The following is a 16,247-nucleotide window of genomic DNA, read 5'->3' on the forward strand; positions in this document are numbered from 1 at the left end:
ATAGAAACGCCCTCCGTATCGCCGGAGGGCTGCGTTCGTTATGCGAGGCGGTCGCGGAAAGCGGGCGGACCGCATTAATATCGGGAGGTTCGCCGCTAGTTTGAAAATCGTTTTTCGGCTTGCTCCAAGATGCGCCTGGCTTCGCCGATCCACGACTCGTCAATGGCGGCGTCCGGATTCGAAGGCGCGGCGAACTGGTCGAAGAAGCCGCCTAGCGTGCGCGGCTGCGCATCCTGATCCAGTCCTTCCTCGTATTCGTGCCTCAATACATAGGGCTGACCGAACCGGATGATCGCATCGGTCTTCTCCGCTTCCGCGTCAAGCTCGCCGCGTTCGACCTCGAAGGGCAGACGCAGCCATACCTTATGCTCCTTGTCGAGCGCCCGGTCGAGCGAGCCGCTCTTGTAATCCCAGTTGCCGCCCAGATTAAAGCCGAGATCGTCAAGGCCTTCCTGCGCCTGAATATAGGCAACCTGCGTGGATGTGAGTCGCGAAGACAGCTGTTGCATCGGAATTCCGCCTTTTTAGCCATAGAATGCCCGAGCGCGCGGCACGCTAAACCTCACTAGCATCGCCATAATGCGGCGCATCGTTTTTCCGTCGAATCGATTGCCCTCGTCCGACTCAGGCGCTTCGCCTACGCTTTGACCCAGCCTTTGCGATGCGCGTAAATGGCCAGCTGCGTCCGGTCTTCCAGCTCGCATTTCATAAGCAGGTTGCTGACATGGGTTTTCACCGTCTTGATGCTGATATGCAGCTCGTCCCCGATCTCCTTGTTGGACTTGCCCTCGGCGATCAGCAGCAGCACCTCGCGTTCGCGCTCGGTCAAGCCCTCGTCCTCGTCCTGCGCCGTTCGCCGGCGAAGGCCGCGGGTAAGCGCCTGCGAGACGTCGCCGCTCATGACCGGCATGCCGCGCAGCGCGCCCTGCATCGCGTACACAAGCTCGTCCGCCGATACCGTCTTGAGCACGTAGCTCACCGCGCCGGCCTCGATCGCGGCCACGATCTTGTCGTCCTCCAGGAAGCTCGTCAAGATGATGATCCGCACATGCGGATACTTGGCCAACAGCGCGCGAGTCGACTCCACCCCGTCCATGCCGGGCATCATCAGATCCATCAGCACGAGCTGCGGAATGCGGCCGCCGAAGGCGCCCGCGTCGAGCCGGTCGATCGCTTCCTGCCCGCCTGCGGCTTCTCCGATCACTTCAAACCGGTCGTCCAGCATCAGATACGTCCTGATGCCCGCTCTCACCATCTCGTGGTCGTCCACGATCATTACGCTGCATCGATTTTGCGTCGCGTTCATTTCAACCATTTGTGCTTAACCCCTTCCGTCTCCATCGGTCGCCTGCGCGAATTTGGGCAGCGCGACCTTGATGCGCGTGCCCGCGCCGGGCTTGGTCGCGATCTCGACGTCGCCGCCCAGCTGGATCGCGCGTTCGCGCATCGTCGTCAGCCCGTAAGAGCCTGCCTTGACCTGGTCCGCGCTGAAACCTTCGCCGTCGTCGTCGATCGACAACAGCACCTGCCTGTCCGTCTCCCCCAGCACGAGCCTGACTTCGTCCGCGCCCGAATGCTTCATCACGTTGGCCATCGCTTCCTGAATGATCAGGAAGAGCTGATGCTCCATCGCCGGCGGCAGCGCAGCGGATACGCGCACGTCGAGCGTCCCCTGCATGCCGTTCTGCCGGCAGTAGTCCGGGAACCAGCGGTCGAGCGCCTCCGGCAGCGTCCTGCCCTGCAGCTCCAGCGGCCGCAATTGCGCGATCAAGCCGCGCATCTGGCGCTGCGCGGCCTTGGACATCTCGATGAGCTGCTGCATGACGCGGCCGGCATGCTCCGGATTTTTGTCCACGAGCGCCGGCAGCGCGGACGCGCTCATATGGATCGCGAACAGCTGCTGGCTCACCGTATCGTGCAGATCCCGGGCCAGCCGCCTGCGCTCCTCGAGCACCGCTTCCTCCACGGTGGCGGCCTTGCCCATCACTTCCTTCTCGCCGAGCTGCTGCAGCAGGCGGAGCCGTTCGGCCAGCCCTTGCTGCAGCCGGTTGAATTCGCGGTACGCGCCCGCGAAGGCATCGGCGCGCTCCTCGGGAAGACGCGCCTTCCAGTTGCCGGCCGCCGATTGCTTGAGCGCCTCCTGCAGCGCATCGATCCGGCTCTGATATCTCCGGCCGCGGAAGTAGGCGCCGACGATCCGCACGACGATCAGAAGCGGGATCAGCCTGTAAATCGCCGCGCCCGCTGGCAGCGCCTTGATATGGGGACGCCACAGGCCGTAGATAATCGCCAGCGCGACCGCGCCTGAGATCGCCGCGTAGAATGCCCATTCCCACTTGATGTTTCTTAGCAGCTTCGGCATCCCGCCTTAACCTACCTTCGTCACGCGCACGTCGCCAATAAAACAGCTGACGATGAGCACCACTTGTTTGTCCGTATCCTGGAACCCGGGCGTCTCGGCGGACATCTGATTAAACAAGCCGCCGCGCTTCTGCTCCAGCACCTTCACGTCCCCGATCAGACAGCTTGAGACGACGCGGATGCCGACGCTGTGATCGCCGGGCACGTAAGCCTTGACGTCACCGATGAATGCCGATACGTAGATGCGGGTCTCGCCGACCGGAATATGGGCCCGCGTCAGATCGATCGTCGTGTCGCCGATAAAATGGGAGATGCTCATCGGTTGAAGCTCCCACATCTCCTGTCCGATATGCACGTCGCCGATAAAGCGGCTGTGATCGATCCGGGAGCCCCGCATCGAATGGCCGGGCGGCCGATGGTATTCCTTCCACATCCGGTGGGTCTCGCTGCCCGAATCGTAGCTGTCGTAATCGTATTGCCCCTGCCGATCGTGACGATCCCGCACCTTGGCGCGATGGCGATCATGACGCTCGCGCTGCTTGGCGTGAATTCGCTCGACCCGCTCCTGCATCCGCTCATGGAAGCGGTCGATCCTCTCCTGGCGCCGCTCCATGCGCCCGCTCAGACGATCCGCGGGATCCCAGCCGCGATCCCGGGTACGTCCTGCCTCCGGCTCCGCCGTACGCCCCTCGTCCGGGTGCGGCTCCTCGTGAACCGGATCTTCGGCAAAAGCGTTCGGGCTGTCGTACGGCTGCGGCGGAGGAGGCGGCGGCAGCGGAGCCTCGAACGGCTTCGGAGCGGGCGGAGGCGTCACCTCGTTCCATCCGCTTTCCTCCCACTTCCTCTTCGTCCGTCCGCAGCCGCTTCCTCTGAACACCATGTTAAGCCCCGCCACGATGAGCGCCGCGGGAATCGCGAATCGGATCAGGTCCCCGAACTCCCAATTCAGCCAGCCCAGGTTCCGCCCGAGGAAAAACAGGCCGATCAGCACGACGATCGCATTCCAGCCAAAATTGTTCCGCTGTTGAATGAGCATCCCCTGGATGCCGAACAAGATGATAAACGCGGGCCAAAAGGTCGAGAATAAATAACCGATGTCGAGATCGATGACCCCGCTCTGGTTCAACAGAAAAACCAGGCCGCCCCCGATCAATATAACGCCCCAAAAAATGCGATGAAGCACGGACTGCTGCATAGGGGTTCCTCCGTTTTTCTGTGCGACATAGATTCCGATGAATTCATTATAAAGGAATGTTCGGGCGCTTCCATAGCGGCGCGGGAAGGAACTTGCCTCGGTCTCGGGACGGAGCAAGTTCCCGGACCGTCAACAATGTTATTTTTCATAACATGTTTTGTTGACATATATGACTTCTAAATATATAATTTGGTCGTATTTTTATTCGTTTTGTAGGTAAACGACAAAAAATCGAATCGTTGTGGGGGAAGTTGAATGACGTTGGAGACGCTCTCCAGCGGCGTCGATACGATCTGGGTCGTATTGACCGCCGCGATGATCTTATTGATGGAAGGCGGCTTCGCGCTGCTCGAAGCAGGCTTCGTCCGGCAAAAGAACGCGGTCAGCATTATTATGAAGGTATTCGTTGACATCTCGTTCGGCGCCCTGCTGTTCTACGTCGTCGGCTTCGCGCTGATGTACGGCAAGGATGCGGGCGGATGGATCGGCATCTCGGGCTTCGCCATGAAGGGCGATCTGTCCCATCTGAGCCTGAACATCTCGACCGACACCTTCTGGCTGTTCCAGTGCGCCTTCGTCATCGCCGTCATCTCCATCGTATCCGGCGCCGTGGCCGAGCGCATCCACTTCCGCGCCTATATCGTCTACACGATCGTCATGACCGGGCTTATCTATCCCATCTCCGGCCACTGGATCTGGTCCTCGGGCGGCTGGCTCGCCAAGCTCGGGATGGTCGACTTCGCCGGGTCCGCGGCGATCCACGCCCTGGGCGGCTTCGCCGCGCTGGCTGCCGCGCTGTTCCTCGGCCCGCGCATCGGCAGGTTCACCGACGACGGACGCGTCAACATCGTCCCGCCGTCCAACCTCCCGCTTGCCTCCGTCGGCGCCTTTATCCTCTGGTTCGGCTGGTTCGGCTTCAACTCGGGCAGCACGCTCAGCGCGACGAATCCGAACATCGGCCATATCGCCGTGACGACAATGCTCGCTTCCGCGGCGGGCAGCGCGGCCTGCATCCTGTTTACGATCCTGCGCTATCAAAAGGCGGATCCGCCTACCGTCATTAACGGCGCGCTCGCCGGTCTCGTCGGCATCACGGCGGGCTGCGCCTTCGTATCGGACGGTGCGGCCATCCTGATCGGCGCGTTCAGCGGCATCGCCATGGTGCTGGCGACCGAATGGCTCGAGCGGCGCCGCGTCGACGATCCGGTCGGCGCCTTCGCCGTTCACGGCATTTGCGGCAGCATCGGCACGCTGGCCGTCGGGCTGTTCGCCGTGCCGAGCCTGTCCGCGAACGCCGGCTTGTTCTACGGGGGCGGCTGGAAGCTGCTCGGCGTCCAGGCGCTGGGGCTCGCCGTCGTCGCCGTCTGGGGCTTCGCGCTCACCTGGGGCGCGCTCAAGCTGATCAACGCCTGGCGCCCGGTGCGCGTCTCCCGCGACGAAGAGCTCGTCGGCCTCGACGTCGGCATTCACGGCGTGCCGGCGTACAGCCAGGAGCACGACTTCCTCGACATCGAGCGGCTGAGGACGGAGCAGTAGCCCGCCGGTACAAATCATGCAGCTGCACCAGATTCATCGAATACGTACAAAAAGCCGATTCCGGACGCTTCCGGAATCGGCTTTTTTTCGTTAGGCGATCGCCTCGTATGTCGGCCCGGCTCCCGGTTCCCGGTTCCCGACCGCTGGCCGCAGGCCGAATCCGTTCAGGACCGGTTAATCTCCCGGATCCGCTCCAGCGGAATTTTCGGCATGCGGTCCTCGGTCAGCAGTCCGTTGATCTCCTGCTGCACGTCGGTCACCTGTGTATAGCAGTAGCCGCAGATGCCTTCGACGCTGCGGATCGCGCGCGTCAGACCCTCGAAGCGCGCGATGAACGCTTCCTCCGAATCGACCTGGCGGCCGTAGCCCCAGCCTTGGTCCGAGCGGAATGCAATCCCGCCGAATTCGGTGATCATGATCGGCTGCCCCCGATAGCCGTAGCCCTCCGCGAAGGCATACTTCCAATGGTTGCAGGTCGTGTCGTTGCCCGCGATCGCCTCGAGATCCGCATACCGCTTCAGAAATTCGTCACCGGTCTCTACATAGTCGTGCAGCGTCACGATATCCGACACCGTATGCTCCCAGCCGTCGTTCGCGATGACCGGACGGCACGGATCGATCGCCTTGGTCAGATGATAAATGCCCTCCGTGAACTTCTGCTGGCTGCGATCGCGGAGAATGGCGGAGACGCCCCACGATTCGTTGAACGGCACCCAGGCGACGATGCTCGGATGATTGTACTGCTGACGGACGATTTCCAGCCATTCTCTTGAAAACGTCTCGACCGCCCGGTCATGGAACTCGAACGTCGCCGCCATCTCCGACCAGACGAGCAGCCCCTTCACGTCGCACCAGTAAAGGAAGCGGGCGTCCTCGATTTTCATATGCTTGCGCACGCCGTTGTAGCCCATCTCCATCACCTTGTCGATGTCTTCGACGAGCGCTTCCTCGCTCGGCGGCGTCAGATGACTTTCCGTCCAGTAGCCTTGATCGAGAATCAGGCGCTGATAGTAGGGGACGTTGTTCAGCAGCACTTTGTTTTTGTCGATCGAAATTTTTCGCATGCCGAAGTAAGACCCGACGCGATCCACTTCAGCGCCGTCCTCGTACAGCACGAATTCGACATCGTACAGGTTCGGCTGCTCCGGCGACCACCAGCTCTTTTTCCAAGGACCGTTCGCTTCATGCACGAGATCGACCTCGACCGACAGGCAGGGACGATCGATATCGAGACCGACCCGCTTCACCGGCTTGTCCTTCAACGTGACGTTCGCTTCCAGTCGGAGCCCGCTCGCCCCCTCCGTTCCGGCCACCTCGTAGTCGAAGCGGACCCGATTGCGGTCGATGTCCGGCGTAATCTTGACGCGCTCGAGCCGCCGCTCTGCCGCAAATTCGAGCCATACCGTCTGCCAGATGCCCGTCGTCTGCACGTAGAAGCACTCGAAGTTGTCCTTCGTCCAGCGCTGCTTGCCCCGCGGCTGCGTGCAGCTGTCGCTGTCCTCGGCTTTGATCGTAATCGTGTTGTCGGCGCCGAACGCCACATACGGCGTGATATCGAAGCTGAAGGCCGCATAGCCGCCCTGGTGGGCGCCGGCCATCGACCCGTTCACCCACACCTTGGCGATATAATCGACCGCCTGGAGATGCAGCAGCACCCGCTTGCCCTCGGCTTCCTTCGGGATCGGCATGGACCGGCTGTACCAGACGTGCGGATGAAACGCTTCGTCGCCGATTCCGCTCGCCTGCGTCTCGTACGTGAACGGGACGTTAATCGAATGCGTGCCCTCGAACGTCTCCTGCCATCGCCCGCTTTCACCTGCGTTATCGTCATCAAAGCGGAAGGCCCATCGGCCGTTCAGGCTCTGCCAGCCGTCGCGAACGAACTGCGGCCTCGGGTAGTCCTTGATATAAAATTTGGTCGTCATTCGGCACCTTCTCCTTTTCTCCCCGCTCCTTCGCCACTGGCCGCAATCTTAAGCGCGTACACCGAAGACGGACGAAGCGGATACCCGCTCCGCCATTCGGCGGCGGATACGGACCGGGTCGTACAAGCGATGTTCGCCGGCTCGAATACGGAGTTAATCGCGTCCGCCGAATCGCCCGTGATCTCGTGAAGCTCGGTCGCATCCGATGCCGCGAAGCCGTCCAAGCGAATCTCCGCCCTGACCTCTTCCAGGCTGCGATTCACGATAAATACGGTAACGACGCTGCCGTCCTCGTTCGCGCACGCCGCGACGTCCAGATCGGGCAGCGCGTCCAGCGCGAAGGGGGCCGGCTTGGCGGAGGCGACGGAGAAGCTGCCGCACGCCGTGTCGACCGGCAGCATGCGGCTGATGCCGCTGCCCGCATATAGCTTCAACACTTCATACGTCGGCGTGGCGTATACGGTCAGGGGCAGCCCGCTCCAGCCCGCTTCCTTGCCGCAGTATTGATCGGCATAATAATCGCCGACGCGAATGCAGCCGCCGAGCCAGCCGTTCACGAGGTCGGAGAAGCTGCCGATCTGCACCAGATCGCTCGATCGCAGCATCTCGTTCAGGTTGGCGGCATTGGCGACCGCCGCGCCGAGCGTATGCTCGTCGGGCAAGCCTTTGCGGATCGTATTCGGATAATACATCGTGTTGTATTCGGTAATCGCCAGCTTGATATGGCCGTGCTTCGGATTTACGGCGAGCTCCGCCGCCGTCCGCGCGAGATCGGACCGCGTCCATTCCGAATAGGCCGCCATCGCCTTGTACCGCTCTTCCGCCGGCGTCTCCCGGTTCATGCCGAAGCGTCCGTAGCCGTGATACAGATGCAGCGTCAAATAGTCGATGGACTCGCCCGCGATGTCGAGCACGGCCCGGTTCCAGTCCTGGTCGGTATGGCCGCAGGCGAGCAGCGCCAGCGACGGATCCGCGGCCTTCATCGCCTGGGCGAAGGCGACGCAGCGCTCGCCGAATTGTTCGGCGGTGCAGGTGCCGACCTGCCACTGCCCCCATACTTCGTTGCCGATCTCCCAATAGCGGACGCCGTAGGGCTCGGGATGTCCGTTGGCCGCCCGCAGGGCGCCCATCGGCGTGTCGATCCCGCCGTTGCAGTATTCGACCCACTGCGCGGCTTCCTCCGGCGTGCCGGAGCCGTCGTTCACGCAGATCAGAGGCTCTACCCCAAGCTCCCTGCATAAAGCGATAAATTCGTCGGTGCCGAAGTATTTGCTCGTCCAGCCGCCCCACGCCTCGTTGTACATGACGGGCCGCTCGAGTACGGGACCTATGCCGTGCTCCCAGTGATAGGCGCTGATGTAGTTGCCGGCGAGCCTCATCATGCCCGCGTTCAGGTCGCGCGTCATCTCGACGACCTCGCGCTTCACGATGCCGACGCTGTCCTCGGGCAGCAGGGACACATGATCGATCCACAGCATGCCGGTGGACACGTGATCGATCCACCTCGGGTGCGAGGCCGGTACGTACACGCGGAGCTCCGCGTCGGCGCAGGCGCGCGAGATCGGCAGCCGAGCTTCGTATTCGCGCCAGTTGTGGCCGGTCAGGTCGATTCGGACGCTCCCGAGCGACGCCTCCGTACGGCGGTCGACCGCCTCGACGAGCAGGTGGCGCAGCTCGACCGAGGCGCGCGCCACCAGCTTGACCGCGTATGTCGACGGCCCCTTGAGCGCCGCCCGCTGCGCGATGCCGGCATAGGCCTCGTCGTCGCTCAGCAGACGAATGCGCTGGGCGCGTCCCGAATGCCGCTGAGCGGGCGCCTCAAGGGCGTACTCCGTGTTTTTCCCGTTCGTATAGGCGCGCCATTGTCCGGATACCGCCCGCCTCCCCTCCGCCTCGCTCTCGAAGTCCATATCCTTCAGCGGGAAGGCGAGCATCGCGTCCATGTGATCGCGTATGTCCTCGACGAAATGTCCGAACAAATAAGGGTTGACCGTATGGTCGCTCGGTCGGCTGCAGTCGATCGATATCGTTGCGTTCTTTTTCAAGGTCGGCCTCCATAGGACGTGTTTAATGGTGATTTACTGATTTTTCAGTCTTTGATCGTTATCAGCCTTTGATCGATCCGATCATGACGCCTTTGACGAAGTGCCGCTGGACAAAAGGATACATGACGAGCACCGGCAGGCTGGATACGATGATGACGGCGTATTTGATGCTCTCGGCGAGCAGAATCTTGTCCTCGATCCCGACGCTCGCGTCCACCGCATCGCTCTGGCTGATCATCAGAATCTCGCGCAGCACGAGCTGCAGCGGGTATAGCGATTCCCGGCGAATATAGATAAGCGCGTTAAAAAACGAGTTCCAGTGGCCGACCGCGTAGAACAGCACCATGACCGCGAGAATCGGCTTGGACAGGGGCAGGATGATATTCCACAGCAGCCGCCAGTTGGTGCAGCCGTCCATATGGGCGGCCTCCTGCAGCTCCCAGGGGATGCTGGTCTGAAAGTAAGTGCGCATAACGATGAGATTGTAGGTGGCGATCGCGCCGGGCACGATCAGCGCCCATACCGTGTCGACCATGTGCAGGTTTTTGACCAGCATGTAAGTCGGGATCAGACCGCCGCTGAAAAACATGGTGAGCGTAATGATCAGCATCAGGAAGCCGCGCCCCGGCAGATCCGGCCTGGACAGCGGATAGGCGGCGAGCACCGTCATGATCATATTGATCAGCGTGCCGGCGACGGCGTAAAAAATCGTATTGCGGTAACCGGTCCATATTTCCCCGTTGTGCAAAATGTTCTCGTAGGCGGCCAGCGTGACCCCCTTGGGCAGCAGCCACACCTCTCCGCCGAGCACCTTGGCCGGATCGCTGAACGACGCGCTGACGACGAAGATCAGCGGATACAGCACGACGAGCATGATGAGCACGGCGAGGACGTTCACGACGATGTCGAATACGCGGCCGTCCGATGCGCTTTTAGTTATCGTTGGCTTGGCCATCGGTGGATGTCTCCTTTACCATAGACTCGTCTCCGCGGTCTTGCGCGCGAACCGGTTCACGAGCAGCAGCAGCGTCAGATTGATCAGCGAATTAAACAGCCCGATCGCAGCGGTATAGCTGTATTCGCCCTTGAGAATGCCTGTCGTGTAGACGAAGGTCGAGATGACGTCGCTCGTCTCGAGATTGAGGTTGTTTTGCATCAGCAAAATTTTCTCGAAGCCGACATCCATGAAGTGGCCGATATCCAATATAAGCAGAATGACGATGACCGGCACGATTCCCGGCAGGGACACATGCCAGATTCGCCGCAGCCGCGACGCCCCGTCCATCTTCGCCGCCTCGTACAGCTGCGGATTCACCCCGCTGAGCGCAGCGATATAAATAATCGATTGCCAGCCCATGTTCTGCCAAATATTCGAACTGATGAAGATCGTCTTGAACCAGCCCGCGGACTCCATAAAGCGAATCGGCTCTCCGCCGAGCCATTCGATCAGCTTGTTGACGGGTCCGGTGCTCGGGGACAGAAACACGGAGAGAATGCCCACGATGACGACGACCGACATAAAATGCGGAATAAAGGTAATGTTCTGCAGCCATTTGCTGAACGACTTGCTGCGAAGCTCGTTCACGATCAGCGCCAGCAGGATCGGCACCGGGAACGCGATCAGCAGGGACAACAGGTTGATCGACAACGTGTTCCACAGCAATCTTTTAAAATAAAACGATTCGAAAAACCGCTGAAAATGCTCGAGTCCGACCCATTCGCTGCCCATGATGCCCTTGCCCGGATTGAAATTTTTGAAGGCGATCTGCAGCCCGTACAACGGTCCGTAGTGAAAAATCAAATACCAGGCGAGTGGCAGCAGAAGCATCAGATACAAATCGTACCGTTTGCCGATCCGCCTCAGCAGTCCGCCGCCCTGCCGTTTGCGGCCGACGGGCGCCGCTGCCGGCGCCTTGGCTTGCACGCTCTCCATGCCAATCTACTCCTATCCTGAGCGGGAACGGCTCTCTTCGGCCCTCCCGTACGGGCGGTTCTTCCGAAGAGAGCGCGCTCCCCGCTCCTCACATTCGCGTAACCTGATGGGGTCTAAGACGGATTACTTGGCCTGCTTGTCGTAGGCATCCTGGTAAATCTGCTGCAGCTCGTCGATCTTCAGCTTCTTCAGCGTCGCCTGGAATTCATCCCACTTGTCGAAGCCGAGCGCGCCGGCGATGAACTTCGTGCTCTGCTCTTCGTAGTACTTGTCGAGATCGTTGCGCAGGACGTTGACCTTTTGCGCCGTCGCTTCATCGAACATCGGCGCCGCGTAGCGGACCTTGGGCATGTACGGATCGAGCTGCTTTTGCGCTTCCTGCACCTGGGGCGGATTGATGAAGGAGGCGACCTTTTCGCTGATGAGGTGCGGCGCGCCGCCGCCGGCGTAAGGCGTGATCTTCGACTGGTTGCCCGTGTCGAGGAAGGCTTGGGTATAGTAGGGAATGCCGTCCTTCACTTCATAGTTCTCGCCCTCTCTGCCGAAGCGCAGCAGCGTAGCTCCCTCGTCGCTGTAGAAGTAGTCGATCCAGCGCATCGTGACGTCCGGATACTTGTTCACGGAGGTGATTGCGAACGCTCCGAAATCCCGCGCCACGGGCGCGCCATGGCTCTGCAGCCGGTCGCCGTGAGGTCCCTTCGGCGGCGCAATGCCGACATATTGATCCTGGATCGGCAAGAAGTTGTTGTTCGTCTGATCGAAGAAAAACCCGGTATTGCCGGAGCCCTGCTTGGCCAGATAGTCCGCTTCCTTTTGCGAAAACATCTCGGGATCGAGCAGTTTTTCCGTATATAGCTTGTTCAGGTACATCAGCATTTCTTTGTTTCGGTCGCTTCCCATCCAAATATTGACCTTGTCGTTTTCCAGGTTGATATTGTAGCCGAACTGCATGTCCAGACCGAACGAGCCGCTCATCATGGCGAGTATGGGCAGTCCTTGGCCGGCTACAGGCGCGCGGGCGGTCATCGGCAGCTCGTCCTTTTTGCCGTTTCCGTTCGGGTCCTGGTCCCTGAAGGCGACGAGCACGTTATACAGGTCGTCCGTCGTCTCCGGTACTTTCAAGTTCAGCTTGTCGAGCCACGCTTGATTAATCCACTTCTTGTCCGTGCGGGCCGCAGCCAGCGTGACGATGCCCGGAATGGCGTAGATATGGCCTTCAGGCGTCGTGATGCCCGAGCGAATCTCCGGATATTGCTCCATCAGCTGTTTCAGGTTAGGCGCGTATTGATCGATCAGATCCTCGTGCGGTATCAGCTGGCCGGCGGCTCCGTAGCGCGTCGTCTCGAGCTGCGACAGCCCCGAGCGGTACAAGGCGTCCGGAAGCTCGTTGGACGCGAACAGCAGGTTTTTCTTTTCCTGGAAACCGTCCGTAGGCGCTTCGGTGAATTCCACCTGCACGTTGCTCAGCTTCTCATAATCCTGGAACACCGGCATATCTTTGAACGGCCCGTTGACGGGCGCGGTCCGGGTGAACATCTTCAGCTTGATCGGCTGGTCCACGATCGGAAATCCGCTTGCCTTGACGGCGCCTCCGGACGAGGCGGACGGCTCCGTACCCATACCGCCGCTGGCGCCTGAATTCGAGCTGCAGCCGGCGAGCGCCAGACTTGACGCGACCACCGTGCCTATCGCGCACATTTTCCAGTTTTTACGCATGCATCTATGACCTCCGCTTGATTGTTGTTCACCGACCGACGTTGTAAGCGTTTCACCGGCGTGTTTTTATTTTAAACGCCTTGCAAACGCTGCCAATTGCAATAATATGACTATTTACTCCACTTATTTGACGGCGCGTTCGCCGTTCAAATAGGCTTGCGGCGTCTGACCCTTCAGCTCCTTGAACACTTTAAAGAAGTAATTGTAGTTGGCGAAGCCCGCAAGCGTGCTGATCTGCTTGATCGAATAACGGCCACTCTCCAGCAGCTTGCAGCTGACGTCGATCCGCACCCGGTTCAAATATTCGGAAAATGTCGACCGTGTCTCCTCTTTGAAAATCCGGCTCAAATAAGACGGATGGAGGCCGATTGCGCCCGCGGCCAGCTCCAGCGTAATGTAGCCCTGATATTTCTCCAGGATCAGCTCGATCGCCTGCGTGACGTGACGGGAGTACGGACCGCTCGCGCGCCGTCGTCCGAGCAGCTCGAGCAAGCCGGCGTAGTAGCGCTGCAGCCACAGCTCCAGCTCGGCAAGCGTAGCGATTTTCCCGAGCTCGGAACGGGACGGCAGCTCGCGCTCGGCCGCCTCGGAAGAAAGCGTCGGCATCCACTTCTTGATCGCTTTGTCTCCGGTATGCAGAAGCTCGCTGACGACCATCTGCACGGTCTGGGCGTGAACGGGCTGTCCGCGCAACGAAAAAAACACGGACGCCAGCAGCCGCTGCATGCCTTCCTTGTCGAGCCGCTCGATCGAAAGCAGCAGCTCCTTCTGCTCCTCGATCGTCAGCGAGACGCGCCCGTTGAACAAGGTCGGCCGCTCCGGGGACGGCGAAACGTCGATCGCGCGCGCCGCGGCGCCGTAGCTGGCGGCGAGCTGCGTCAGGCTGCCGCACACATATCCCGGCGCGGCCATGCACTTCAGATTCAGCATCAGCTCGAGTGCATGCTGAAGCTTCGCGATCGAACCGCCGACCTCGCCGGCGACGACATGCTCGCTTCGTTCCTTGAACGCGAACAGGACGATCAGTCTCCCGTCCTCCGCGTACGCCGCGACCCGCTCGCGCATGTCGCCGAGACTTTGCTGCATAATATCGACGGCCTGCTGGGCAAGCCGATTCGTCTGCACGTCGCTGTACGACTCCGTCAACAGTCGGAACGACACGATCTGCACGGCAGCCGCCACATAGCTGATCGCGCCCCTGAACAGTCCGTGCCGCTCGGCCGCGGCCTCCAGCTTCGCCGCTGCCTCCGGCTTTCCTCTTGCCAGGTCCGCCGCCAGATCGCGGACGAGCGCCGCTCCCTCTCGCCCATCTTCCATTTCTTCGGCGCCGTTGTTCCCGCGCAGCCGGTCGCCGGAAGGCTTCATTTCGACCGCCTTGTTCAAGATCGCCAAAAGCGAAGCTTCATCCAGCCGGTGCTTAAGCAAATAATCGACGGCGCCGTCCTTCAGGCATTCTCGCACATAGTCGTAATCGTCGTAGCCGCTCAGCATGATCGTTCGCACGGACGGAAACTTCTCTTTAATCGCTCGATTAAGCGCCACGCCGTCCATTTCCGGCATGTTCACGTCGATGATCGCGACATCCGGTGCGGATCTTCCGATCGACGCCAGCGCCATCGCGCCGTTGTGGGCTTCGCCGCACAGTTCGAAGCCTTCCTTGTTCCAATCGAGCAGCGTCGTCAGGTGATGGCGCGCCAACGGCTCATCGTCTACAAGCAGTACTCGGTACATGGTCAACGCCTCTCTTTCAATGATGGATGCGCTTGCGCGAGCAACGGGAAACGAATCTCCGCCGTCGTGTACAGCCCCGGCTCGCTGTACAGCTTCACCCCGTACGGCTCGCCGTACATTCGTAAGATCCGCTCATGCACGTTGCGCACGCCCATACCCGAGAAGCGGGACGGCTGCTCTGCGGCATTCGGCTCTCCGAGGAGCAAATCGATGCGGTCCTTGGTCATGCCTTTGCCATTGTCGGTCACTTCGATCTTGAGATCGCCCTGTTCCGCATAGACACGTATGAGCACGAGACCTCCGGAGGCGCCAATCCCGTGAACGATCGCGTTTTCCACCAGCGGCTGAATCATCAGCTTCAGCACCGGGCGCGCCAGCAGCTCGTCGTCCTCGATCTGCGTCCGCAGCAGGATCGGCTCCATGAACTTGTATTTCTCGAGCGCAACGTAGCTGGCCACATAGTTCAGCTCTTCCTTTAACGCGAGAAATTCATTGGAATTGCCCAGCACGCCCCGCATCAGCTCGATCAATGCGCCCGACGCCTCTTCGATGTTGGGCACGCCGTTGAGCTTGGCCAAATATTTGATCGTGTTGAGCGAATTGTAGAGGAAATGGGGCCTGATTTGCGCCTGCAGCGCGGTCAATTCCGCTTCGCGCTTCTTCTTTTCGCTCGTCCGGATATCTTCCATCAGCCGCTTCAGCTCCTCTACCATGCCGATAAACACCCGGTAGAGCTCGCCGATCTCGTCCTTGGTGTTGATCTCGGTCTTCGGAAAGGACAAATTGCCGTCTTTGACCCGGGTCATCATCGACTTCAGCCTTCTGATGTTGATCGTCGTGCGGGCGGACATCTGAAGCGAGCCGATCAGAACGACGGCGAATACGATGACCGAAACTTCAATCATCAGATTGCGGATTCTCGTAGACTCGCTCAGCAGCGAATCCATCGGAATCAGCGCCAGCGTCGTCCAGCCCGTATAGCCGGATTGACGGCTGACGACGATGTAGGATTTGCCGTCGATTTTCATTTCCTCCGCATCCCCCCCGCCGGCGAGCCGCCGCTTGACGCCGACCAAGGTGTCGCTCGAAGGCGCCGACGCGGGCGCGGCATCGGTCGCATAGACGAATTCGTCCTGCCCGTCCAGGACGTACAGCAAGCTGTCGGCGGTCGGCTTCACGGCGTACGTCTTTTTAATAAATTCATAATTGAGATCTACCATTACAACGCCGATCGCCTCTCGGTTATACCTGATCTCGCGTCCGACCGTGATCGCGTCGGCCGTCCCCTTCGGCTTCAAGTAGGCGTGCCGCGAGCCGTTGCGCAAAATATAGTCCATCGTCGGGGTGTTCAGAAACGTACGGTCGATCCAGGGACTGCCGGAGAAAAACACCTTCCCGTTCAACCCGACGACGGCGATCCGCGATATATAGGGCTTATAATCGATAAGGCCGGAGAGAAAGCCGGTGATCAGCTTCTGCTCCTGGAACCATTCGAAGCTGATCTCCTCGCTCGGACTTAAGATCGTGTCGATGACCGCGTATTTGCTGGTCACGACGACCGTGTTCAGCCGGTCGATCTCCTGCAGCATAATGTTGAGCGATTCATCCGCCTGACGGATGCTGTCCAGCACCGAGGTGACTGCGTTATGCTTGATCGTGTCGCGCATGTTCACGTAGACGATGCCGGTCACGGACACGATGGACAGCAGCGTAACGAGGGCGATCGCGATAAATATTTTCCCTTGCATGTTCAATGCGGGCGAGAACCGCCTGCGAAAAACCGCCGGCTTTAACATTCGCATTCT

General features: G+C 60.3%; 12 protein-coding genes. 1 reads left to right on the plus strand and 11 read right to left on the minus strand.

Translation table 11 applies throughout. The features are described 5' to 3' along the window. Positions 1–95: 95 nt before the first annotated feature. From KVT38_RS16125 to liaF, 4 genes are all read right to left on the minus strand, one after another. Positions 96–509, minus strand: coding sequence for a YugN family protein (locus KVT38_RS16125; RefSeq protein ID WP_217594759.1), 414 nt, complete (start codon positions 507–509; stop codon positions 96–98). Positions 510–637: 128 nt separating this feature from the next. Next, the gene (locus KVT38_RS16130; RefSeq protein ID WP_254639270.1) at positions 638–1,315 is read right to left on the minus strand and encodes a response regulator; all 678 of its coding nucleotides are present in this window, start codon (positions 1,313–1,315) and stop codon (positions 638–640) included. 6 nt (positions 1,316–1,321) lie between these two features. Further along, a complete protein-coding gene (locus KVT38_RS16135) occupies positions 1,322–2,362 on the minus strand; it encodes a sensor histidine kinase (RefSeq protein WP_217594760.1) in 1,041 nt (346 codons plus the stop codon). A 6-nt stretch (positions 2,363–2,368) separates the two neighbouring features. After that, positions 2,369–3,556 carry a cell wall-active antibiotics response protein LiaF gene (gene liaF, locus KVT38_RS16140; protein WP_217594761.1) on the minus strand — a complete coding sequence of 396 codons (1,188 nt, stop codon included), beginning with the start codon at positions 3,554–3,556 and terminating at the stop codon, positions 2,369–2,371. A 255-nt stretch (positions 3,557–3,811) separates the two neighbouring features. Here liaF and KVT38_RS16145 point away from each other — a divergent pair, with 255 nt between their 5' ends. Further along, a complete protein-coding gene (locus KVT38_RS16145) occupies positions 3,812–5,092 on the plus strand; it encodes an ammonium transporter (RefSeq protein WP_217594762.1) in 1,281 nt (426 codons plus the stop codon). Between the two features lie 164 nt (positions 5,093–5,256). Here KVT38_RS16145 and KVT38_RS16150 read toward each other — a convergent pair whose 3' ends face one another. The 7 genes from KVT38_RS16150 to KVT38_RS16180 form a co-directional block, all read right to left on the minus strand. After that, on the minus strand, positions 5,257–7,017 hold the full coding sequence (locus KVT38_RS16150) for a glycoside hydrolase family 2 protein (protein WP_217594763.1): 1,761 nt from the start codon (positions 7,015–7,017) through the stop codon (positions 5,257–5,259). Next, entirely contained in the window at positions 7,014–9,062 is a 2,049-nt protein-coding gene (locus KVT38_RS16155) for an alpha-L-arabinofuranosidase C-terminal domain-containing protein (RefSeq protein WP_217594764.1), read from the minus strand. Before KVT38_RS16155 ends, KVT38_RS16150 begins: the two co-directional genes overlap by 4 nt. 61 nt (positions 9,063–9,123) lie before the next feature. Then, positions 9,124–10,017 carry a carbohydrate ABC transporter permease gene (locus KVT38_RS16160; RefSeq protein ID WP_217594765.1) on the minus strand — a complete coding sequence of 298 codons (894 nt, stop codon included), beginning with the start codon at positions 10,015–10,017 and terminating at the stop codon, positions 9,124–9,126. Positions 10,018–10,032: 15 nt separating this feature from the next. After that, positions 10,033–10,995 carry an ABC transporter permease gene (locus KVT38_RS16165; RefSeq protein WP_217594766.1) on the minus strand — a complete coding sequence of 321 codons (963 nt, stop codon included), beginning with the start codon at positions 10,993–10,995 and terminating at the stop codon, positions 10,033–10,035. 123 nt (positions 10,996–11,118) lie between these two features. After that, the gene (locus KVT38_RS16170) at positions 11,119–12,711 is read right to left on the minus strand and encodes a type 2 periplasmic-binding domain-containing protein (RefSeq protein ID WP_217594767.1); all 1,593 of its coding nucleotides are present in this window, start codon (positions 12,709–12,711) and stop codon (positions 11,119–11,121) included. A gap of 123 nt (positions 12,712–12,834) precedes the next feature. Further along, positions 12,835–14,442 (minus strand): response regulator, encoded by a 1,608-nt coding sequence (locus tag KVT38_RS16175; protein ID WP_217594768.1) that lies wholly within the window; start codon positions 14,440–14,442, stop codon positions 12,835–12,837. 2 nt (positions 14,443–14,444) lie between these two features. Then, on the minus strand, positions 14,445–16,238 hold the full coding sequence (locus KVT38_RS16180; protein WP_217594769.1) for a sensor histidine kinase: 1,794 nt from the start codon (positions 16,236–16,238) through the stop codon (positions 14,445–14,447). Positions 16,239–16,247: the final 9 nt, after the last annotated feature.

The sequence above is a fragment of the Cohnella sp. GbtcB17 genome, from assembly GCF_019091135.1.
Lineage (GTDB): Bacteria > Bacillota > Bacilli > Paenibacillales > Paenibacillaceae > Cohnella.

What these genes read in the sequence shown, in the direction of transcription:
- KVT38_RS16125 (WP_217594759.1), bottom strand. Translation starts at nt 509, where the DNA reads ATGCAACAGCTGTCTTCGCGACTCACATCCACGCAGGTTGCCTATATT.
- KVT38_RS16130 (WP_254639270.1), bottom strand. Translation starts at nt 1,315, where the DNA reads ATGGTTGAAATGAACGCGACGCAAAATCGATGCAGCGTAATGATCGTG.
- KVT38_RS16135 (WP_217594760.1), bottom strand. Translation starts at nt 2,362, where the DNA reads ATGCCGAAGCTGCTAAGAAACATCAAGTGGGAATGGGCATTCTACGCG.
- liaF (WP_217594761.1), bottom strand. Translation starts at nt 3,556, where the DNA reads ATGCAGCAGTCCGTGCTTCATCGCATTTTTTGGGGCGTTATATTGATC.
- KVT38_RS16145 (WP_217594762.1), top strand. Translation starts at nt 3,812, where the DNA reads ATGACGTTGGAGACGCTCTCCAGCGGCGTCGATACGATCTGGGTCGTA.
- KVT38_RS16150 (WP_217594763.1), bottom strand. Translation starts at nt 7,017, where the DNA reads ATGACGACCAAATTTTATATCAAGGACTACCCGAGGCCGCAGTTCGTT.
- KVT38_RS16160 (WP_217594765.1), bottom strand. Translation starts at nt 10,017, where the DNA reads ATGGCCAAGCCAACGATAACTAAAAGCGCATCGGACGGCCGCGTATTC.
- KVT38_RS16165 (WP_217594766.1), bottom strand. Translation starts at nt 10,995, where the DNA reads ATGGAGAGCGTGCAAGCCAAGGCGCCGGCAGCGGCGCCCGTCGGCCGC.
- KVT38_RS16170 (WP_217594767.1), bottom strand. Translation starts at nt 12,711, where the DNA reads ATGCGTAAAAACTGGAAAATGTGCGCGATAGGCACGGTGGTCGCGTCA.
- KVT38_RS16175 (WP_217594768.1), bottom strand. Translation starts at nt 14,442, where the DNA reads ATGTACCGAGTACTGCTTGTAGACGATGAGCCGTTGGCGCGCCATCAC.
- KVT38_RS16180 (WP_217594769.1), bottom strand. Translation starts at nt 16,238, where the DNA reads ATGTTAAAGCCGGCGGTTTTTCGCAGGCGGTTCTCGCCCGCATTGAAC.